This window comes from Collinsella aerofaciens (assembly GCF_020181355.1).
GTDB lineage: Bacteria > Actinomycetota > Coriobacteriia > Coriobacteriales > Coriobacteriaceae > Collinsella.
On record NZ_CP084004.1, the window covers coordinates 1277938 to 1298354 of the forward strand.

At 58.2% G+C, this 20417-nt stretch carries 17 protein-coding genes; 11 read left to right on the forward strand and 6 right to left on the reverse strand.

What is annotated here, in order from left to right; all coding sequences use genetic code 11:
• Positions 1-74 precede the first annotated feature (74 nt).
• The 5 genes from LCQ44_RS10120 (at position 75) to LCQ44_RS05495 (ending at position 6557) form a co-directional block, all read left to right on the forward strand.
• Positions 75-146, forward strand: a complete 72-nt coding sequence (locus LCQ44_RS10120; RefSeq protein WP_254179316.1) for a CD1871A family CXXC motif-containing protein — start codon at positions 75-77, stop codon at positions 144-146.
• Complete coding sequence (locus LCQ44_RS05480) at positions 139-1041, forward strand: 4Fe-4S binding protein (protein ID WP_225093271.1); 903 nt, start codon at positions 139-141, stop codon at positions 1039-1041. The genes LCQ44_RS10120 and LCQ44_RS05480 overlap by 8 nt, the downstream gene beginning before the upstream one ends.
• Before the next feature lie 29 nt (positions 1042-1070).
• Positions 1071-2039, forward strand: a complete 969-nt coding sequence (locus LCQ44_RS05485; RefSeq protein WP_225093272.1) for a TlpA family protein disulfide reductase — start codon at positions 1071-1073, stop codon at positions 2037-2039.
• Between the two features lie 256 nt (positions 2040-2295).
• The gene (locus LCQ44_RS05490; protein WP_225093273.1) at positions 2296-5550 is read left to right on the forward strand and encodes an ABC transporter ATP-binding protein/permease; all 3255 of its coding nucleotides are present in this window, start codon (positions 2296-2298) and stop codon (positions 5548-5550) included.
• 53 nt (positions 5551-5603) lie between these two features.
• Positions 5604-6557 carry a tRNA dihydrouridine synthase gene (locus tag LCQ44_RS05495; protein WP_225093274.1) on the forward strand — a complete coding sequence of 318 codons (954 nt, stop codon included), beginning with the start codon at positions 5604-5606 and terminating at the stop codon, positions 6555-6557.
• Between the two features lie 151 nt (positions 6558-6708).
• On the opposite strand, the gene LCQ44_RS05500 is transcribed toward LCQ44_RS05495, so the two are convergent.
• From LCQ44_RS05500 to LCQ44_RS05515, 4 genes are all read right to left on the reverse strand, one after another.
• A complete protein-coding gene (locus LCQ44_RS05500; protein WP_006234572.1) occupies positions 6709-6975 on the reverse strand; it encodes a ribbon-helix-helix protein, CopG family in 267 nt (88 codons plus the stop codon).
• A gap of 614 nt (positions 6976-7589) precedes the next feature.
• On the reverse strand, positions 7590-8924 hold the full coding sequence (locus tag LCQ44_RS05505) for an IS256 family transposase (RefSeq protein ID WP_089573697.1): 1335 nt from the start codon (positions 8922-8924) through the stop codon (positions 7590-7592).
• A 261-nt stretch (positions 8925-9185) separates the two neighbouring features.
• On the reverse strand, positions 9186-9431 hold the full coding sequence (locus LCQ44_RS05510; RefSeq protein ID WP_225093275.1) for a glutaredoxin family protein: 246 nt from the start codon (positions 9429-9431) through the stop codon (positions 9186-9188).
• 51 nt (positions 9432-9482) lie between these two features.
• Positions 9483-10310: a TipAS antibiotic-recognition domain-containing protein gene (locus LCQ44_RS05515; protein WP_225093276.1), complete on the reverse strand. Its 828-nt coding sequence runs from the start codon at positions 10308-10310 to the stop codon at positions 9483-9485.
• Between the two features lie 141 nt (positions 10311-10451).
• Between LCQ44_RS05515 and LCQ44_RS05520 the strand changes: the two genes are divergently transcribed.
• The 4 genes from LCQ44_RS05520 (at position 10452) to LCQ44_RS05535 (ending at position 15718) form a co-directional block, all read left to right on the forward strand.
• Positions 10452-11189 carry a tRNA (N6-threonylcarbamoyladenosine(37)-N6)-methyltransferase TrmO gene (locus LCQ44_RS05520; protein WP_225093277.1) on the forward strand — a complete coding sequence of 246 codons (738 nt, stop codon included), beginning with the start codon at positions 10452-10454 and terminating at the stop codon, positions 11187-11189.
• A gap of 111 nt (positions 11190-11300) precedes the next feature.
• On the forward strand, positions 11301-12515 hold the full coding sequence (locus tag LCQ44_RS05525) for a MalY/PatB family protein (protein ID WP_225093278.1): 1215 nt from the start codon (positions 11301-11303) through the stop codon (positions 12513-12515).
• Between the two features lie 144 nt (positions 12516-12659).
• Positions 12660-13529, forward strand: coding sequence for a substrate-binding periplasmic protein (locus LCQ44_RS05530; protein WP_225093279.1), 870 nt, complete (start codon positions 12660-12662; stop codon positions 13527-13529).
• Positions 13526-15718 carry a hybrid sensor histidine kinase/response regulator gene (locus tag LCQ44_RS05535; RefSeq protein WP_225093280.1) on the forward strand — a complete coding sequence of 731 codons (2193 nt, stop codon included), beginning with the start codon at positions 13526-13528 and terminating at the stop codon, positions 15716-15718. The genes LCQ44_RS05530 and LCQ44_RS05535 overlap by 4 nt, the downstream gene beginning before the upstream one ends.
• A gap of 69 nt (positions 15719-15787) precedes the next feature.
• Here the strand turns inward: LCQ44_RS05535 and LCQ44_RS05540 are convergent, their stop codons facing one another.
• Both LCQ44_RS05540 and LCQ44_RS05545 read right to left on the reverse strand, forming a co-directional pair.
• Positions 15788-16267, reverse strand: coding sequence for a pyridoxamine 5'-phosphate oxidase family protein (locus LCQ44_RS05540; protein ID WP_055286693.1), 480 nt, complete (start codon positions 16265-16267; stop codon positions 15788-15790).
• A 42-nt stretch (positions 16268-16309) separates the two neighbouring features.
• Positions 16310-19114 carry a response regulator gene (locus LCQ44_RS05545; RefSeq protein WP_225093281.1) on the reverse strand — a complete coding sequence of 935 codons (2805 nt, stop codon included), beginning with the start codon at positions 19112-19114 and terminating at the stop codon, positions 16310-16312.
• Positions 19115-19312: 198 nt separating this feature from the next.
• Between LCQ44_RS05545 and LCQ44_RS05550 the strand changes: the two genes are divergently transcribed.
• Together LCQ44_RS05550 and LCQ44_RS05555 are read left to right on the forward strand one after the other, a co-directional pair.
• A complete protein-coding gene (locus tag LCQ44_RS05550; RefSeq protein WP_225093282.1) occupies positions 19313-19738 on the forward strand; it encodes a potassium channel family protein in 426 nt (141 codons plus the stop codon).
• A gap of 36 nt (positions 19739-19774) precedes the next feature.
• Positions 19775-20308, forward strand: a complete 534-nt coding sequence (locus LCQ44_RS05555; RefSeq protein ID WP_225093283.1) for an LOG family protein — start codon at positions 19775-19777, stop codon at positions 20306-20308.
• The last annotated feature ends 109 nt before the right edge of the window (positions 20309-20417 follow it).

Below are 20417 nucleotides of genomic sequence, written 5' to 3' on the forward strand. Positions count from 1 at the left end.
TGTTCAAAGCGGTAAAACCCGTGGTACAGGTCGCTTTGTTGATCGTCGGAATTGCCATGGTGTGCTTTGGCGTTATGCGTGGCGAGGCGGATGCCGTGCTGGCCAAAGCGATTAGGCTGTGCTTGGAGTGTATCGGAATTGGATAAAAGAGAAAACACTGCGTCGCATGTTTTGGCTCGATTTCGCGGATTCATTCAGGCGGCGGCGACGCTCGTCACCAACATTCACCTGCCAAACTTTGCCAAAGGCGGCATCTATCAGGGCGCGGGAAAAACCGTCTGCGTGCCTGGACTTAACTGCTATTCGTGCCCCGCGGCATCGGGTGCGTGCCCCATCGGGTCGTTCCAGTCGGTGGTAGGTTCATCCAGGTTCAACTTTTCTTACTATGTTACCGGTGCGCTCATTTTGCTCGGCGTGCTGCTGGGACGCTTTGTATGCGGCTTTCTGTGCCCGTTTGGCTGGCTGCAGGAGCTGCTTCATAAGATTCCCGGCAAAAAGCTTTCCACGAAAAAGCTTAAGCCGCTCACGTACATCAAGTACGTCGTGCTGCTGTTTGCCGTGGTGCTGCTGCCCGTCTTGATGGTTAACGACGTGGGCATGGGCGACCCATTCTTTTGCAAATACATCTGTCCGCAGGGTGTGCTCGAGGGCGCCATTCCGCTGGCCATCGCCAATGCCGGCATTCGATCTGCGTTGGGACATCTCTTTACTTGGAAACTTGCCGTTCTCATTGCCGTGGTAGTGCTGAGCGTTTTGTTCTACCGCCCCTTCTGCAAATGGATTTGCCCACTCGGCGCATTCTATGCGCTCATGAATAGGGTGTCCTTGTTGGGGATTCAGGTTGACGCGTGCAAATGTGTCTCGTGCGGCAAGTGCTCAAAGGTTTGTCAGATGGACGTTGATGTGGTCCGCGCGCCCAATCATGCCGAATGTATCCGGTGCGGAAAGTGCATCGGGGCCTGTCCCGTCGATGCCATCAGCTATCGCTATGGCCTGGATGTGTCGGCGGAAAAGCTTCCCTTGACCGCTGATAAAAAGTAAACAAGCTTCGACAAAACGGAGGAATGACTATGAAGCTTTCTAAGATTGCGGCCCTGTTTATGGTGCCGGTATTGGCCTTGTGCCTTGTGGCATGTTCGGCGCCCGGTGGCAATGCGAGCGAATCTGCGAGCTCCGATCCTAAGATCGCAGAGCTCACTGCGCAGAAGCCGGCCAATGCCGACGAGGCCGCCGAGTTGTATGCAAAACTCATGCAGAAGGAGAACGAGATCTTTTCGAGTGATAACGCGCTGTGGGAAAAGGTATTCAATGCGGCAAATAAAGACTCGACAATGATTGAGGACGGCAGCAATTACGGCGATTTCCTGCTCAAGACCATCGACGGCGCCAAGGATGAGTTCACGGCGGATGAGCTTAAGACGCTCAAGGCCGGTGCACAGCAGATCAAGGAGATCGAGGACAAGCTCGAGAGCTTGGAGAAGGAGTTCCCCGGCTGTGGAAGCACGCCGAGCGCAGGCGAGAGCGTCGACGCTTCGACCGCTGGCATGACGGCTGGTGCCAATGCTTCGAGCGAGGCGACGAAGTTCCCCAGCTTTACGGGCAAGGACCTGGATGGCAACGACGTGAGCAGCGACGAGCTGTTCTCCAAGAACAAGGTCACCGTCATGAACTTCTGGTTCACCACTTGCAAGCCGTGCGTGGGCGAGCTGGGCGACCTTGAGGACCTGAATAAGGAGCTTGCCAAGAAGGGCGGCCAGGTCGTGGGCGTCAATTCCTTTACGCTCGATGGCAACAAGGGCGAGATTGCAGATGCCAAGGACGTGCTGAGCAAGAAGGGCGTGACATATAAGAACATCTGGTTCAAGTCGGATAGCGAAGCTGGCAAGTTTACGTCAAATCTGTTCTCGTTCCCGACGACGTATGTCATCGATCAGAATGGCAACATCGTAGGGGATCCAATCGTGGGAGCCATCAGCTCCGCCGAGCAGCGCGCAGCACTCAACAAACTTATCGACCAGGCGATTGCAAATAGCGAGTAGTAGAAAACGCGTAAAGCGTAGCGAGAATCGTGTGTAGCTGTGCGAAGTAGTCCGCTACCTTTCAAGATAAGCTCCACCACATAGAGGTCCCGCTCGGGACCTCTTCTTTTGGGCGCCGTCCCGTTCGTTTTTTGGCGCGCTTCGTTACATTCCTCTCTGGCTCCGGCAAAAATGGGGATAGAGTAGGACAAACGCGTCGAATACGAACGGCGGGGGAGAGCGGGCAAGTGCGCCCGCGTGGGAGAGGTTGCCGTCCATGTTGGAGCTCAAAGGTATTTGCAAAAGGTACGTTACGCAGTCGTTTACGCAGGTGGCGCTCGACAACGTAAGCCTGTCTTTTCGCGATAACGAGTTCGTGGCCATTCTGGGACCTTCGGGGTCGGGTAAAACCACGATGCTCAACGTTATCGGTGGGCTCGATCATTTCGATTCCGGTGACTTGCTGATCGACGGCATATCGACCAAGGACTTTCACGATCGCGATTGGGATGCCTACCGCAACAACCGCATCGGCTTTGTGTTCCAGAGCTATAACCTCATTCCGCATCAGACCATTTTGGAAAACGTGGAGCTGGCGCTCACGCTTACGGGCGTGGGACATGCCGAACGCCGCCAGCGTGCGCGCGAGGCGTTGGAGAAAGTCGGCCTGGGCGAGCATGTTAACAAGCGCCCGAGCCAGCTTTCGGGTGGACAGATGCAGCGCGTGGCCATCGCCCGCGCCCTGATCAACGATCCCGAGATCGTGCTGGCAGACGAGCCGACCGGCGCCCTGGACTCAACGACATCCGTACAGGTTATGGATTTGCTCAAGGACGTGGCGCGCGACCGTCTGGTTATTATGGTCACGCACAATCCCGAGCTGGCGTACCAATATGCCACGCGCATCGTCAACCTGGCGGACGGCAAGATCACCGACGATTCCGATCCTTTCGATGTCGCTGACGCCACGCGCCGCGAAGCCAGGCCTACGCGCAAAACCTCGATGAGTTTTGTGACGGCGCTGGGGCTTTCTGCTCGAAACCTCATGACCAAGAAGGGCCGCACGGCCATGACTGCCTTTGCGGGCTCGATTGGCATTATCGGTATCGCGGCGATTCTGGCACTCTCCAATGGCGTAAACGGCTACATCAAGAAGGTCGAGGAGGATACGCTTTCGAGCTACCCGCTCACCATTTCCAAGCAGGATTACGACCTGTCGTCCATGATGGGCGGGCAGGGGGCTGCGGATGATGACTCGTCTGAAAACGTGGATTCGTCCGACGACAGTGCCGGCGGCAAGGCTAAGGGAACCGATAAGATTCCTGTGGTCACGGCCGTAAAGGATATGTTTGCGAGCGTTAAGTCCAACGACATGACGAGCTTTAAGGCATGGCTCGATGCCGGTGGCGACGGCATCGATAAAGAGGTCAACGCCATTCAGTACGGCTACGGTGTATCGCCGGTTGTCTATCGTGCCGGCAAGGGCGATGAGAAGCCTGTCCGGCTGGTGCCCAACGCCATGACCGAGGCCATGAGCGGAGGCGCGAGTTCGGCGGCAACGGTGAGCATGGAATCCATGGGAACCTCGGTCTTTAACGAGATGATTGACGACCAGAGCCTGCTCGACAGCCAGTACGATGTCGTGGCGGGGCATTGGCCTACGTCTGCTAACGAAGCCGTGATGGTGCTTTCGAGCCGCGGTACGGTGGGCGACTATACGCTCTACAGCATCGGTGCGCTGGATATCGATGAGCTCAATGATCTGGTAAACAGCGCTATGACGGCTGACGGTGGGGTCGAAACGCCCGAGACTGGCACCGACTTTACCTACGACGATGTGCTGTCTACCACGTTTAAGGTGCTGTCGCCGGCCGATGCGTATCGCAAAAACGAAGAGACCGGCATGTGGACCGATATGTCTGGCGACACCGACTTTATGGCCGACAAGGTTGTCGACGGTATCGACGTGCACATTGTGGGCGTGGTGCGACCCAACGAGACCGCCAACGCGAGCGCGTTGTCCCCGGGCATTGCCTACACGCATGCGCTGACTCGCCAGCTTATGGAACGCGCCGCAAATTCGCAGATTGTGCAGGAGCAGCTTGCTCACCCCGAGACGGATGTCTTTACGGGCAAAACCTTCGACGAACTGCAAGGCGAGGCCAAACAAGGCGTGGATCTGGGCAGCATGTTCAGCGTTGACGAGGCGGCGCTGAAGAGCGCATTCTCGTTCGATGCGTCTGCGCTCTCGGGTGCGGCCGGCGGTATGGACCTTTCTGGCATCGATCTGTCGGGGCTGGACATTGACCTTTCGGGCGTTGGCAAGGACATTGACTTCAGCGACATCATGGCAAAAGCGCCAACCCCAGATTTCTCGGGTATCTTTGACGGTCTGGAACTCACGCCCGAGCAAATGCAGCAGGTGGGAACACTAGCCAACCAGCTGTTTGAGGGCTTTTTGCAGTCTGATCAGTTTGGGGCGCTGTCACCCGAAGATCTTAAAGACGCGTCAAAGCTCTCTGCCGCATTCTCGACGTATCTTGAGAATGATACGGCAGCCCAGCAAATCCTGGCCCAGCTCAAAGCGTTCGGCGGCGATGCCCTGGCCGAGCGCCTGCAACAGGCGATGAGCGACTATGTGCAAAAGCAGTTGGCTCCGTATCTGCAGCAGGCTATGGATCAGGTGATGAAGTCGATCAGCGATCAGATTGCGGCGACGGTGTCAGCTCAGCTCAAGGCAGGCGCAGCAGGGCTCATGGGCCAGATGGCGACGCAGATGTCGTCGAGTTTTGCTAATCTGGCGAGCGCCATGCGCGTGGATGCGAGTGCCTTTGCTCATGCCATCCACTTCAACATGGACGCCGAGGACCTGAGCTCGCTCATGATGAGCTATGCGAAGGCGTCGAAGCTCACCTACGACAACAATCTGACCACGTTGGGCTATGCGGACGAGGCGGACCCCATCTCGGTCAAGATTTTCCCGCGTGACTTTGAGGCCAAGGAGCGCGTACTCGATCACATCGATGCGTACAACAAGCAGGTCAAAGCCGCTGGCCACGATGATCGGGCAATTTCGTACACAGATTACATGGGCATCATCATGGGTTCGGTGACCGACATCGTGAACACCATCAGCTTGGTGCTCATCGCATTCGTGAGTATCAGCCTGGTGGTGAGCTCCATCATGATCGGCATCATCACCTACATCAGCGTGCTGGAGCGCAAAAAGGAGATTGGCATTCTGCGCGCGATCGGCGCGTCGAAGCGCAACGTGGCCAACGTATTCAATGCCGAGACCTTTATCGAAGGCCTCATCGCCGGCGTCTTTGCCATTATCGTCGTGGTGCTCGTGAGTTTCCCGGTCAATGCCTGGGCGCTTGCGGCCAAAAAGGTCCCCAACCTGATGAGTCTGCCCGTGCAGGATGCGCTGGTGCTCATTGCAATTTCGGTGCTGCTGACGGTTGTTGCCGGCCTGCTGCCGGCCCGTAGCGCATCCAAGAAGGACCCCGTCGAAGCCCTGCGCTCCGAATAATGTGACAAAGGGACAGTCCCTTTGTCACGTTCGTTGATATGAGAGAAGAGTAGATGATTCTATCGTTGGCCCCTATGGAGGGGATTACCGGGCATGTGTTCCGTCGCGTGCATGCGGAGTGCTTCGGTGCACTCGATTGCTATTACACGCCGTTTTTGCCGCCGCCGCGGGTGGGAAACCGCTTTGGCGGCAAGGCGTTTAAGGAGATCGATCCTGCCAACAACCAGGGGCTCAACGTAGTGCCCCAGCTCATGTCCAAGAACGCGGACGAGTTTGTGTGGGCGGCACAGGTGCTCGCCGACATGGGCTACCGCGAGGTCAATCTCAACCTTGGCTGCCCCTCGGGAACGGTTGTCGCCAAGGGCAAGGGCTCGGGTTTCTTGCGCAATCTCGACGAGCTCGAGGCGTTCTTAAGCGATGTGTGCGAGCGGTCGCCGTTGCCGGTATCGGTAAAGACCAGGCTGGGGTTGGAACGCGATGACGAGTATGAACGTGTGCTCGATCTGTATTGCCGCATGCCGTTGGCAGAGCTGATTGTGCACCCGCGCGTACAGAAGGACCGTTATACGGGCTCGCCGCGCAAGGAGTTTTACGGCGAGACGCTGGAGCGTGCGCCGTTTCCGGTGGCCTATAACGGCGACATTTTCGATCTTGAGGATATGGACGCGCTGGCGGAGGCCTATCCCGACACGCGCCATGTAATGCTAGGGCGTGGCCTGCTCGCGAACCCCGCGCTGGCTCGCATGGTTAAGGGCGGTCCTGCTGCCACGGCAGCCGAACTGCAGCGTTTCCACGACACTCTGTTTGCGGTCTATGCAGAAGAGATTGGCGGCAATGCGGTCTTCCGCATGAAGGAGTGGTGGTTCTACGCCAAGTGCGCTTTCGCTGATCCCGCTACCGTCCACAAGATCGTACGCAAGACCAAAAAGGTCGACGAATACCGCGCTGCCGTCGAGCGCGTCTTTCGCGAACAGCCGCTTGCACCCACAGCTCGCTTCCACGGCTAACTAGTCATCGGGGGCGTTCTTTAACGACTGGTCATTTAAGGACGTCCCCAACGACTATGTAGCAAAAAGCTGTACACCAGCATCCAAAGATGTCGAAAAATGTCGACTTTGGATGCTGGCGTACATGTTTGGGTCCGACGGGGGAGCGGGCCTAGGCAATCAGTGCATCAAGTGTAATGAGCTCTCTGAGCCGCTCCGTGCGTGTTTGCCCATGGCGTTTGGCTTTTTCGTCAAACGCCTCAAGAATCGATTCGCCCACACGTGCTGTTATAACGACGCTTGGCTCATCGGAGATCGACGGCCTTCCCAGCTTGATGGTGCGACCCTTCGGCCATTCATCTTTTTCGTATGCCTTCGCGGCTTTCTCCAACTCTCCGGGAGCAAACCCCATCATCTTTTCGAGCTGCTTAGCGTCCATAGCGCCTCCTATCGATCGGCATAATGTCGAGCACAGGTCAACGGATACTCTTTTTGTATACAGTTTTGTAGACAAAAATATAAACAGTTTATCAGGCTAATTAGCTTGTTTTGACCCGCGTGTTCGATAGGAAATGAGCATTGACGGCTTCGATACTCCTTTGCTTTTCAGCTTGGAATTTGGATGCCCATTGAACTTCCGGAGGGGAGCGCTTTATTAAGCTATCGAGATTCTGGGCAGGAGCTCTCACTGGTCTTCGGTAATGGGACCAGCTTAATTCGCGACACAGTGTGTCGCGAATGGGAGTAGTCGTTAGGTGTCCTTCAATGGCTACTCATATAAGAACGTCCAAGTGCCGGATTTTGTCATTTAGTGTCGTTCTCAGCGACTATTCTGGAGGGTCGTGGTCAAAAAAGGGCAAATATGAGTACTGTTGCCATTATGGTTGCATTTATTTTGCTATAAATAGCAGTTCCTGATGAGATTAGTTCCCATTAGGAGCTACTTTTATTGAACATATGAGGAGAAATAACGTCGTCTGCGGACGAGTGGAAGGTGGCGCGCGCAGACGTGGTGTAAGAGCGTCCTGAGGTCCGTCGCTGCAAGTCCCGATATTACTCCTTCTTGAGACCGCGCCTCTCGACTATCTCGTCCACTATCTCCCTGGCGCGCCGCCCGAGCGCGCGGCGCCTCCCCTCTGTCGGGGCCGGCCTGTCCGCGGGCTCGGCGAAGCCCTCGGCGGCCGAGGCCTCGGAGAACACGCGCTGCTGGGACCACTGTCCCTCGGTCTCCATGAGGCTCGCGCACGTCAGGCGCAGCATCGACTCCCTCGAGGGGAAGGACTGCACGACCCTGTAGCGGCGCTTGATCTCGCGGTTGGCGCGCTCCTGGACGTTGTTGGTGCGGAGCTTGGCCCAGTGCGCCCTGGGGAAGGCCGTGAACGCCAGCGCGGAGTCCTCGGCCTGCTCGAAGACCTCGCCGGCCCTGGCGGACACCGACGCCACCCAGGGCGCCGCCTCGGCCCACACGCAGCGCGCGAGGTCGGGGTCGTCCTGGTAGACCGCGGCGTGCACGAGGTCCCTGACGGCCGCCTTGGAGTCCTCGGGCCTGCCCGAGCAGGCGCTCTGGAGGTTGCGCTGCAGGTGCGTCACGCAGCGCTGCCAGGCGCAGCCCTGGAACAGGCGCGAGACGGCGGCCACGAGCCCGGCGTGGCTGTCGGAGACCACGAGGCGAACGCCGGCCAGCCCGCGCTCGCGCAGCCCGCCGAGGAATGCCGCCCAGGAGTCCTCGCTCTCGGTGTCGACCACGTCGCAGCCCAGGAAGTGCTTGCGCCCGTCGGCGCCCAGCCCGATCGCGGTCACGACGCCCTGCGAGACGACCGACGAGCCGACCCTGCAGCTCATGTAGGTGGCGTCGAGCCACAGGTAGCAGCACGGCGTGCCCGACAGGTCGCGGCGGCGGAACTCCGCCACCTCGGCGTCGAGGTCGGAGCAGAGGCTCGAGACCTCCGAGCTCGACAGCGAGGATATGCCCAGCTTGGACGCCACGCGCTCGACCTTGCGGGTGGACACGCCGCATACGTACATCTCCTGCACGATGGCGGCCACCGAGGTGTCGACGCGCGACCATCGCGCGAGCATGCCCTCGGGGTAGTAGGTGCCGTGCCTGAGCTTGGGTATCTCGAGCTCCACGTCGCCCACGGCGGTCTTGAGCGACCTGGGGCGGTAGCCGTTGCGGCTGTTCTCCCTGCCGTCGCTGCGCTCGTTGCGGCTCGCGCCGCACATCTGCTGGGCCTCGGAGTCCATCAGCGCGTTCATCACGCTGCCCAGCACCCTGCACGCGAACTCGCGCGCGTCGCCGCACTCCTGCCAAAGCCTCGCCGCCTCGAGGGCCTCGTCGCGGCCGAGGCGCAGTACACTCTCTTCTTGGGGCATCGCCTTTCCTTCCATTCGTCACCTTCATTACTCCAACGACGAATTCTAGGCGGTGTCCCCTCCCTTTCAAGAAAGGGCGGAGGCGGGGCATGCCCCGCCTCTTACACCACATCTCTGCGCGCTACCGTCGCCTCAAACAATTAGCCGGCTAAGAGCGTCCATGGCTACCCAAAAGCTGTACGCCAGCATCCAAAGATGTCGGAAATGGTCGACTTTGGATGCTGGCGTACATGTTTGGGTCGTATAGGTTGGGGCGAGCCGGTCGCAACGCGAGTGTTAGAGTAGGTTCTCCTGCACCCACGCGATGATGTCGCTCGATTCGTAGAGTGGCTTGCCGTCGATGAATAGGCAGGGAACCTGGCGTTTTCCGCCGACGGCGATGAGCGTCTGCTCGGCCTCGGTATTGGTCGAGATATTGCGCTCGGGGATGGTCACACCGTTATCGGCAAGGAATCGTTTGACTTTTATGCAATACGGGCAGCCGGTCATAACGTACAGCGTGAGCTCATGATTAGTAGCCATAGGTCTCCAATCGGTTGAGGTTTCGATTGAAATACCCAAAGCTGCCGCGGTCTATGCGCGGACCAGTGACGACTCGATGGCCTGAACCAGAAACGCCGTGGCTCCGGTGCCGCAGGGCTTGTCGTAGTAGTCAACAAAGCGCTGGTCGGCAAGATAGCCGTGGGCGAGGCCCAGGTACGCCTCGTCTTGGGGCTCGCATCCCCAGTTGAGAGCAATCCAGCGACGATGCATCGCGACAAGCTTGCGAGCCTCGCTTCCATTCGCATCGCCATCGCCCATGGCAATCGAGAGTTGACCCAGAATAGCGCGTTCAAGTTCCTTCATGTCGTTCCATGTCTCGGGGTCCATATCCAGCAGTGCTTCGTTTGCTGCATCGATAGCCTCATCGCCATAGCGCACCCGCGCTTCGGAGCCGTAGCGCTCCTCGTTTTCCTGCACGGTGCGCCAGCGCTCCAGTTGCGGCAGGACGGCGCCCATGAGCGAGACGGCTTCGTCGAGCGACATGCCGGTGTTTTGCGCCAGCCGCGGGGCGCAATCCTCGATCATCGCCTCCATGGTGGTGTCGTAGGTGTACTTGCCGTGGTCGTAGCACCACTTGCAGTAATGGTCGGTCGTGGCGCCCGTGGCATCGGTGCCGCAGTCGTTGGGCGTGAGTATCATGCCGCAGCTCTGGCAATAATGCTCGGGCATTTCGAACAGGTGGGACAACGGCTCTCCGGTTACGGCGGCAATGAGCTTCATCATGTCGATGCCCGGGGTGACCTCGTCGCGCTCCCAACGGCTGACGGCTTGGCGCGTGACAAAGAGTTTGGCGGCGAGCTGCTCTTGGGTAAGGTGATGGGCGCGACGGATGGCAATGAGCTTTTCTGCAAAGGCCATAGCGGCTCCTTTCTGCTGGTTGATGGCTTAAGCATACGCGGCGGCAGGCGCCCTTCCAAGCAACCGTTGGTTGCATGACAGGAGTCCGCGGCGAAGAATTGCGCGCAACGCCCCACGCCTCCATGCCGTACAATGACCGGCATGGAACCTATTGCACACATACATACCGACCTGCCGCAGAAGTTCGGCATTCCGCGCAACAGCTTTTTGGCGCCCCATCTGCAGGGACGCATCGTTTTTGAGCCGGAATTTGCCTCCAATGCAGCGGTTGAGGGTCTGGACTCCTTCTCTCACCTGTGGCTGCTGTGGCGCTTCGAAAACGGAACGCCCGGCGGCACGGCTAAGGACATAGTTGCCGATGCCAAGTCGCAGGACAGGTCCGGCACCAACGCAAAATGGTCGAAAACTGTGCGTCCGCCGCGCCTGGGTGGAGCCGAGCGTGTGGGCGTCTTCGCCACGCGCAGCCCGTTTCGCCCTAATCCCATCGGTCTCACCTGCGTCAAGCTCGATCGTGTCGAGCTCACCGACGATGGCCCCACCATCTATGTGCTGGGGGCCGATCTGCGCGACGGCACGCCCATCTACGACATTAAGCCCTACATTCCGTTTGCGGACTGCCACTTGGATGCGACCGGCGGCTGGATCGAGGGTGCTCCGTGGCAAGAGCTCGATGTTAAGTTTCCGCGAGCGCTGCAAGATATGGTCCCGCCCGCAAAGCTCCCCGGCTTGGTCGAGGTCCTTCGCCAAGATCCGCGCCGCGCGGGCAGCAAGCACGAGCCAAACCGCGTTTACCACTTGGCTTACGCCGGGCTCGACATATCGTTTACGGTCGACGGAGCCAGGTTGACGGTAACCGCCATCAACGACGCGCGGGACTAACCCGCCATCCGTCCGTATCCGTCAAAATCAACAGCAAACCCCATGCCAAAACCGCCCACGCTGGTGGACAATAACGCCTACCAAAACAATCACTTCGCACGGGAGCTCAGCATGAAATACGACTTTAGCTCGCTTATCGACCGCCACGGCATGGACTCCATCGCCGTTGATTCTTGGGGTGAGATCCCCGGCATGGCTCCAAACGCACCCGACGAGGGCTTCGATCGCATTCCCATGTGGGTGGCGGACATGAACTTCGCCACGGTGCCCACGGTCCAGGAGTACATCATTCAGCGTGCCCAGCACCCCATGTTTGGCTATTTCAATCCGCGCCCCGAGTACTTCGACCGCATCATCGAATGGCAGAGCCGTCGCAACGGCGTTGAGGGCTTGGCGCCGGAGCATATCGGCTACGAAAACGGCGTGCTGGGCGGTGTCGTGTCGACGCTGCGTGCGTATGTTCAGCCGGGCGATGCGGTGCTGGTCCACAGTCCTACCTACATCGGCTTTACCAAGTCCATTGAGGCCGCGGGCTATCGCATTGTCCACAGCCCGCTTAAGCTCGACGACCAAGGCGTGTGGCGTATGGACTTTGAGGACATGGAGCACAAGCTCGCGCAAAACCACATCCATGCCGCGGTGTTCTGCTCGCCGCACAATCCCTGCGGCCGCGTATGGGAGCGCGACGAGATCGAGCGCGCCATGGACATTTATCGCCAGCACGATTGCGTGGTGATCTCGGACGAGATTTGGTCCGATATCATCCTGCCGGGGCACAAGCATATCCCGACGCAGTCGGTGAGCGAGGATGCCCGCATGCGCACGGTTGCCCTCTATGCGCCCAGCAAGACGTTTAATCTGGCGGGCCTGGTCGGCAGCTACCACATCATCTACAACGAGACGCTGCGCGACCGCGTGTGCGCCGTGTCCAACAAGACTCACTACAACGAGATGAACGTCCTCTCCATGCATGCGCTTATCGGTGCCTACCAGCCGCAGGGCTACGAGTGGGTGGACGAGCTCAACCAGGTGCTTGCCGGCAATATCGAGTACTTCTGCGATTACGTGGACGAGCATTTTGAGGGCGTGTCTTATTCGCGTCCGCAGGGCACGTACATGGTGTTTCTGGACTGCACCGAGTGGTGCCGCGAACATGGCCGCGATATTCAGTGGCTGCTCGACGAGGGGGCGCGCGTGGGCGTGGGGTATCAGGACGGTCGTCCGTTCCACGGGCCCTGCCACATTCGCGTGAATCTGGCGCTGCCGCTTTCGCGCGTAAAGGAAGCGTGCGACCGCCTGGACCGCTACGTTTTTAATGCACGGTAAGTGAGCACTGCATGCGGGGTCTTCTGCCAAGTCGGCTGGAAGGCCCCACACGGTAAAGCGTCTGTAACAATTGGGTGCTCGTGTGGTTTTGTTTGCTATTATCTTTAACCATTTCAGTCTGTAAACAGGATCGTATGGAGCTCGATGAAAAGATCCCGTCGCTCGGTTGCCATTTCGTTGTTTGTTGCGCTTGCAGTGGCGAGCGCTTTTGTCGTAGCGATAGCTGGCTGCTCCGGGTCGAATGACGAGGCATCGACGTCTGCATCAAAAGGCCTGGAGGCCTCGCAGGTCCAGGACGACAATCTTAAGACGCTCAACGTTGGCAGCGACCTCTATCCACCGTTTGTGTATACCGACGAGTACGGCGATATCGTTGGCCTGGATGTCGAGATATTGACCGAGGCTTTGGCCCGCATTGGTTACAAGCCAAAATACCAGCTGATTGACTGGGAAAAGAAGGAAGAGCTGCTGGCGAGCGGCGAGCTCGATTGCGTCATGGGTAGCTTTAGCATGACGGGTCGCGAAAACGAGTATCGTTGGGCCGGCCCGTACCTTGCGAGCCGCCAGGTGGTCGCGGTCGATCCCCAGAGCGATATCTACACGCTTGCCGATCTTGAGGATAAGGTCGTGGCGGTCCAGTCCACCACCAAGCCCGAGGACATTTTGCTCAATCGCACAAATGAAAACGTTCCGCAGATCAAGGAACTCTACAGCTTTTCGGACGGTTCATACCTGAACCCGGCGCTCGTCGAGGGCCTGGTCGACGCTATCGCCGCGCATGAGTCCTCGTTCCTCACCTACGAAAAAGACTATGGTGTGACGTATCGCATTTTGGATGAGCCGCTGCTGGAGGTTGGTTTGGGCACCGCTTTCGATCTCAACGATACGCGCGGCATCGACGTTAAGCTCACCCATGCCTACCAAGAAATGCTTGTCGATGGCACCATGGAACGCCTGGTGTCAAAGTACTTTGATGACCCTGCACCATTTTTGAATACGGAGGGCCTGTCATGATCGATGCGCCCGACCACGCCGTAGAGGAGCGGGACGATCGTTCGGCATGGGTATGGCTCATTGCCGCCCTGTTGGGGATAGCGCTCTCGGTTGTTGCCGGCATGATGAGATACGGTTACACGACAGCCCAGGCCGAGCAGCGCTTTGCCGACGTTGTCGATTACGTGGCGACGCAGAGCCTTTCCTACGATGCATTCAATAGCGCCTATACGACCAAAAACCTGATTCGCGTTATGGAGATCGCCGGAGAGGCGGCGCGCGATATGGAGCGCGACGGCTCGGTGGATAACGCCGCGCTGGAGCAATATGCTGACCAGTTCAACGTGAGTGCGCTGATCGTGACGGACGCATCGGGCAACTTGGTGTCCGAGTCCTCGACGGATGGCGTGGGCTACGAGTCGCTTGCTACGTATCTCAAAGAAGCGCCCGTGTTGGAGGTGGCAACCCATCCGCTTAAGTCTTATACCGATAGTATTACGCTTGCGGATGATTCGGTTGCAGACATTGGCTGCGTGACTCGGCAGGATGGCGAGGGCATCGTTATCGCGGTAAGGCATCAGAGCGCGAAAGCGGTTGCAAGCAATACACTCAAACTGCAGAGCCTGCTTGATGGCTATGAAACCATCGATAGCGGCAATATCGTGATCGAAAGCGACGGCAAGGTCGTTGCGACCAATGCCGTTGAACCCACCGTATTGGGCGTGTTCGATCTGCCTGCGACGGATGTCTTTATTGTCGACGGTATTAAGGATCGATGCCTGGCTGGTAAGGTCAGATTGGTTAACGCCGACGGCGAGTGGTATTTGGGCACATTTGGAAAAGCGCACAAATTCTATGTGTACACCTATGCCTCGGCGCAGCGCTACTTTGAGGTCGCCGCGGCTGTTGCCGCCGGCGTGCTGGTGCTCTACGGCGGTGTTATAGCCGTTGTTGTGACGGTGCGTCGCCGCGCTGATCGTCGACGTTTGACGGACTTGCTGCAGCAGGAGCGCGACTATGGCGACAAGCTGGCAAAGGCGGCGCGTGAGGCCTCGTCTGCCAACTCGGCAAAGACGGAGTTTCTGCGTCGCATGAGCCACGATCTGCGCACGCCCATCAACGGCATTCGCGGCATGGTCGAGGTTGGCGATGCCAATGCGGACGATCTGCAAAAGCAGACTGAGTGCCGCTCAAAAATCTGGACGGCATCGGGACTGCTGCTCGACCTTGCCAACGAGGCGCTCGATATGAGTCGCCTGGAGAGCGGGCAGGTCGACCTGAACCTCGTGCCCATAAATTTGGTGGCCCTCAACTGTGAAGTGCGCGATATTCTGGAGCGCCAGGCCGAGGAGCGTCTGGTGACAATTATCTCCGACCAGCAGACGCTTAATCATCCCTATGCGCGGGTGAGCGTGACGCACCTCAAGCGTTTGTTGCTCAATATTGCCGGCAATGCCGTCAAGTACAACCGCCAGGGCGGCTATGTCCGCCTGGTGTGCCGCGAGGTGGAGCCAGCGGATGGCGTCCCCGTCTATGAATACACGATCGCCGACAACGGTATTGGCATGAGCGAGGAGTTCCAAAAGCACCTCTACGAGCCGTTTTGCCGCGAGGAGCAGCAGGTGGAAGGCGCTTCGTCGGGAACTGGCCTGGGCGCGCCTATCGCAAAACAGCTGGTCGAGCTTATGGGCGGAACCATGAGCTTTACGAGTGTCTTGGGGCAGGGGACGACGTTTACCATTCGCCTGCCGTTCGAGAAGTGCGACCGCTCCGAGATTCCTCAGGCAGTTCCCGCGGATGCGGGAGACGGCGATGCGCTCCAGGGCTTGCGCGTTTTGCTCGTAGAGGATAACGATCTGAATGCCGAGATCGCGCAGTTTACGCTCAGCCGTGCCGGTGCCATCGTGACGCATGCTAAGGATGGTGAGTCTGCCGTCGAGATGTTTACCGCGAGCGCACCGCACGAGTACGACGTGGTGTTGATGGACATCATGATGCCTGGCATCGATGGCCTTGAGGCCACGCGTCAGATTCGAGCACTCGATCGCGAGGATGCCGCGACCACGCCGATTATCGCCGTGAGTGCCAACGCCTTTGCCGACGACCGTAGGCTTTCGCGTGAGGCGGGCATGAACGCGCACCTGAGCAAACCTGTGAGCTCGCAAGAGCTCGTCGAGGCGCTAGCGCACATCGCCGCCGACGCTTCGTAAGCATATGGCCCGGTTCCAAGGTGGGTTGGAACCGGGCCATATTATTATTGATGAGGCCTGCTGAGGGGCTTACTTTTCTTGAATCTGCTTGCCGCAAAGATGCTCAATCGAAATCTCGTAGAGCTGGACGCCCTTGATGTCTTTGGCGATTTCCTCTTCGACTTCTTCGGCAGAAGGGTAGTACTTAAGGGCGAGCTGGCGGACTTTGTCCTCGATAAACGCGGGGGTGTCATTCGCCAGGCGACAACGGCCAAAGACGACGGTGCTCATAACGTAGGGAGCCCAGTCACCGTCCTGGTACCACTCGTTGCCGTATACGGTAAAGCAGACCTTGTCATCGCGCTTGAGTGCGTCGACCTTGTGGCCGGCTTTGGCGCCATGGAAATAGATCTTGTCGTGCTCGGCGTCAAAGAAGTAGTTGACGGGAATGGCGTACGGGTAGCCATCGTCGCCGTTGACGGCAAAGACGCCGCGCTTGCAGGTGGCGAGCAGTTCGCGCGCTTCCTCGTCGGTGATAGCGCGTTTCTTTCGACGTAAGGGCCTAAACATCGTTGGCTTCCTTTCTGGTCGTGCGTAGTGGTTGAGCACAAACTATAGCGAAATGGATCCGTTTTTCTTGATGCGGGCGAGTATGTTTTTGAGCTTGTTAAAGTCGAGCGGTTTGGACAGATGGGCGTTCATGCCGGCGTCATGTGCCGCCTTGGCGTCCTCGGCAAAGGCGTTGGCGGTGAGCGCGATGATGGGGATATCGGCTGCATCGACCTTCTCGCTCAGACGAATCACGCGGGTTGCCTCGTAGCCGTCCATGTCCGGCATCATGATGTCCATCAAAATGGCATCGAAGCTGCCGGCGGGATGCGACAGGTACAGATCGACGACTTCGTTGCCGTTGGCGGCGCGGGTGACCACGATGCCCTCGGATTCTAGCAGCGCCTGGGCAATCTCGGCATTCAATTCGTTGTCTTCGGCGAGCAGCACGTTCATGTCGGCGAGCGAGCAGTCGGGCACACTCTCAACCGTATTCGCCCGCGCCTGGGGATTCTCGTCGATATCGAGCGGAATCTCCACGTAGAACGAGGTGCCCACATGGAGCTCACTGGTGACTTCGATAGTGCCGTCCATCAGTTCAATAAGTGACTTGACGATTGGCATGCCCATGCCGGTTCCTTGGAACTTGCTGCGCGCATCGTCACCTTCTTGGGCAAACGGCTCATAGATATGCTTTAAAAACTTGGGAGTCATGCCAATGCCGGTATCCGAAACGCTAAAGCAAAAGAGCGCGCGCCCGTTATCGAGTGGCTTGGTCTTTGAGCTAAAGGTGACGGAGCCGCCGTGCTTGTTGTACTTAATGCTGTTGTCTAACAGGTTGATCATGATCTGTCGGATATGGGTGGGACTGCCGATCATGTATGGCCCCGTGGCGTACGGCAGACTATTGTCCTGCATGGTGATGCCGTTACTGGACGCGCGGAGCTTGCACAGCACCAGCGTATCGTTACAGAGCTCTTTGAGGTTAAAAGGCGCATGCTCCAGTGTTAGCTTGCGGTCTTCGATTTTGCCCATCTCGAGGATGTCGTTAATCAGCGAGAGCAGGTGATTGGCGGCAACGCGCGCCTTGGCACGGCTCTCGCGGGCGACCTGGATATCGCCTTCCTTCAATTCCTCGATCTCGATAAGGCCCAGGATACCGTTGAGCGGCGTACGGATGTCGTGGCTCATGCGCGTGAGGAATGCCGTCTTAGCGGCGTTGGCAGCATCGGCTTTTTTGCGCTCGGTTCGAGCGCGCGCGAGTGCCCAGATGAGCAGGACGATGCCGACCGACAACATACCGATGAGGGTAGCTGCAATGGCGGTGCGGTTGCGATAAAGGAATTGAAGCGTGTTGGATTCCTGGGCCGTGTACGACGTGGAGGAGTAATTGCTTGCGGAGAGCGATTCTCCGGCATTGATGATGCCCTTGTTGATGATTCCCAGCAGCTCGGGCTTTCCGCGCGAAATCCAGCACGAGAGCTCGCAGGTGTCAGGGAGCTCGACCGTCTCGCAGTCTTCGAGATCATAACGATCGCCGAGGGTTTTTACGCGTGAACTGGGAGCGACGACGCAGCGCGCCGTTCCCCTCCTGAGGGCGTCGAACGCTTCATCGTCGGATCGGTATTCGGTCACGGTCGCTGTGGGGAACAGACTTTCAAGTACTTTTCGGTTGATAAACGATGATTTGGTACAGGCGATGTTCTGAAGGTCTTTGTTCAGGTTGCTTCCGCTGTGGATGGCGGTGAGGGATATGGTCCCCAACGATACCGACTGCACAACGCCTGATTGCTCGGCAAACCAGTAATCTCGGTATACCGGCAGCGCGACGTCTACGCTTCCCTTTGACAGGGCCTTTGACATCATCTTGTAGCTATCAAAGGCGACGGTTTTGACCGTAATGCCAAATTTATCGTGCAGTGTCGTCGCAAGCGATGCGAGCGAGCCTTCCATTTTGCCGTCTTCGTCTTCGTTGCAGTAGGGGAGTTTGCCCGTAATGTAGCCGAGCGTGATGGTGTTGTCATTTGCTTTGAGCCAGGAACGTTCGGGGCCGTTGAGCGATGATGAACCGCTGTTTTGGGCCGAGTAGTTAGATTTGACTTCGTCGATATAGCGTGGGTTGACGCGGGCGATTGCCGACATGGCGGCATTGATGTCGTCCATCAGGTCGGGGCGGCTTTTGGGGACGGCAAAATAGTAGTCGCTCGAACCAATGTAGAACATGGGGGAGGCGCTGGGCGACGAGGTCGTGTCGTTCATGATGATGGCATCGACCTCGTTGTTTGTGAGCGCGTCAAAGAGGGCGCTGCCAGTGTCGATTTCTTTATAGGTGCAGGTAATGCCTTCGTTGGCGAGCCACTGCTGGCCAACGAAGGTTTGCATGACGCCGGAGTTGCAACCGATAGTGAGACCCTGGAGCGCTTGGGGGTCACCCTTGGCCAGATCGTCGCGATCGGGCTTGGCGTAGATGTAGTAGCGCTCGGTGCCCTCGGGGTTCGAGGAAAAGAGCAGCTTTTGGGCGCGTTCCTCGGAGTAGGAGATGTTGGGCATGAGGTCGATCTCGCCCGCCTCGAGCATGTCCATAAGCTCGGTGAAGGTGCCGGAGACGTATTCGTACCGCCAGCCGGGCGTGTAGTATGACAGGGTCTGGAGGTACTCGTAACCCCATCCCGAGAGACGCTCGCCGGGGGTGCCGTCTTGGAAGCCCTCGTTGCTGACGAGCCAACCAACGCGGACCGTCTTGACTTGCTGACTAGAGTCATCGGCAAAAGCCTGGACAGGCGCGATAGAACTCAGCACGGCAAGCGCGGCAAGCACAATGGTCAGGGCGCGATATATAACTGAACGAAGGACAGTGGCAGCTCTCACGTGCAATCCTAACGAATCGAGACATTACCGCATAAGGATACCAGCTCAGCCTGCCCAGTCGGCAGCTGCACCGCTAAACGCTCCCGCCCGGCAGTTGGGGACAGTCCCTTTCTGCTGGCACAAAAGGAACGTCCCTAACTGCCGGTTGTGGGACAATACCGAGCGAACGAGATTGGGTGTCTGGGAAAAGGGGTCGCGATGAACAGGTTGAGGACGCTTGCCGATGTGCTGCGACAGGCTGGCTTTGCACGCATCACGGGCCTGTTTCTTATCTTTTACCTGCTGTGCTCGACGGCTGTCTGGCTGTCCGAGCCTACGACCCTCACCTTTGGTGATGGCCTGTGGTTTAGCTTTGAGACGGTCTCGACGATCGGCTTTGGCGATATCCCGGCAGAAACGCCGGTTGCCCGCGGCATTACCGTCATCCTAAGCGTCATCAGTATCTTCTATATCGCCATGCTTACGGGCGTGGCGGTGAACTACTGCAATACGCTCATCAAGCTGCGCCAAAAGGACACCATGGCGCGCTTTATGGACGATCTTGAGCATTTGGAGGAACTCGATCGTGACGAGCTCGCCGACCTGTCGCGCCGCGTGCGCGAATATCGCCGACGCCAACGCTAGAACGGACGTCGCGCGTCACGACGAGGGGGACTGAATATGAATATCACCGTGTATCTGGGTGCCAGCGTCGGTAATGACCCGGCGTTTCTGCCCGCGGTGCAGGAGCTGGGCAACTGGATTGGCGCCAACGGACACGCGCTGGTATACGGCGGGTCCAAGTCGGGACTGATGGGCGCGCTCGCCGATAGCGTACTCGAGGCAGGTGGACATGTGACGGGTGTTGAGCCGAGCTTTTTTATCGAGGCCGAGTTTCAACATGACGGAATCGACGACCTCATCGTGACGAGCGATATGGCCGAGCGTAAAGCCAAGATGATCGAGCTTGGTGATGCCTTCATTGCCTTTCCCGGCGGGACGGGCACGCTCGAGGAGATTGCCGAGGTTATGTCCGCGGTGTCGTTGGGGCACCTGAGTGCTCCGTGCATCCTGTATAACCTGGACGGTTACTACAACGACCTCAAGGCGCTGCTCGGGCACATGATTGATAAAGGGCTTTCGAGCCCGAGGCGCCAGCACGGCATCTACTTTGCCGACGATTTGCGCGAGATCGCCTCGATTATCAACGGATAAGGCTTGAGCCTGCCCCACTATGACTCCCAATGGTGCCGTTTGCAGCGCAGATGGTTGGCTCGTTCGGGCGACGCTCGCTCTACAATAAAACGCATCTATGTCGACTTTG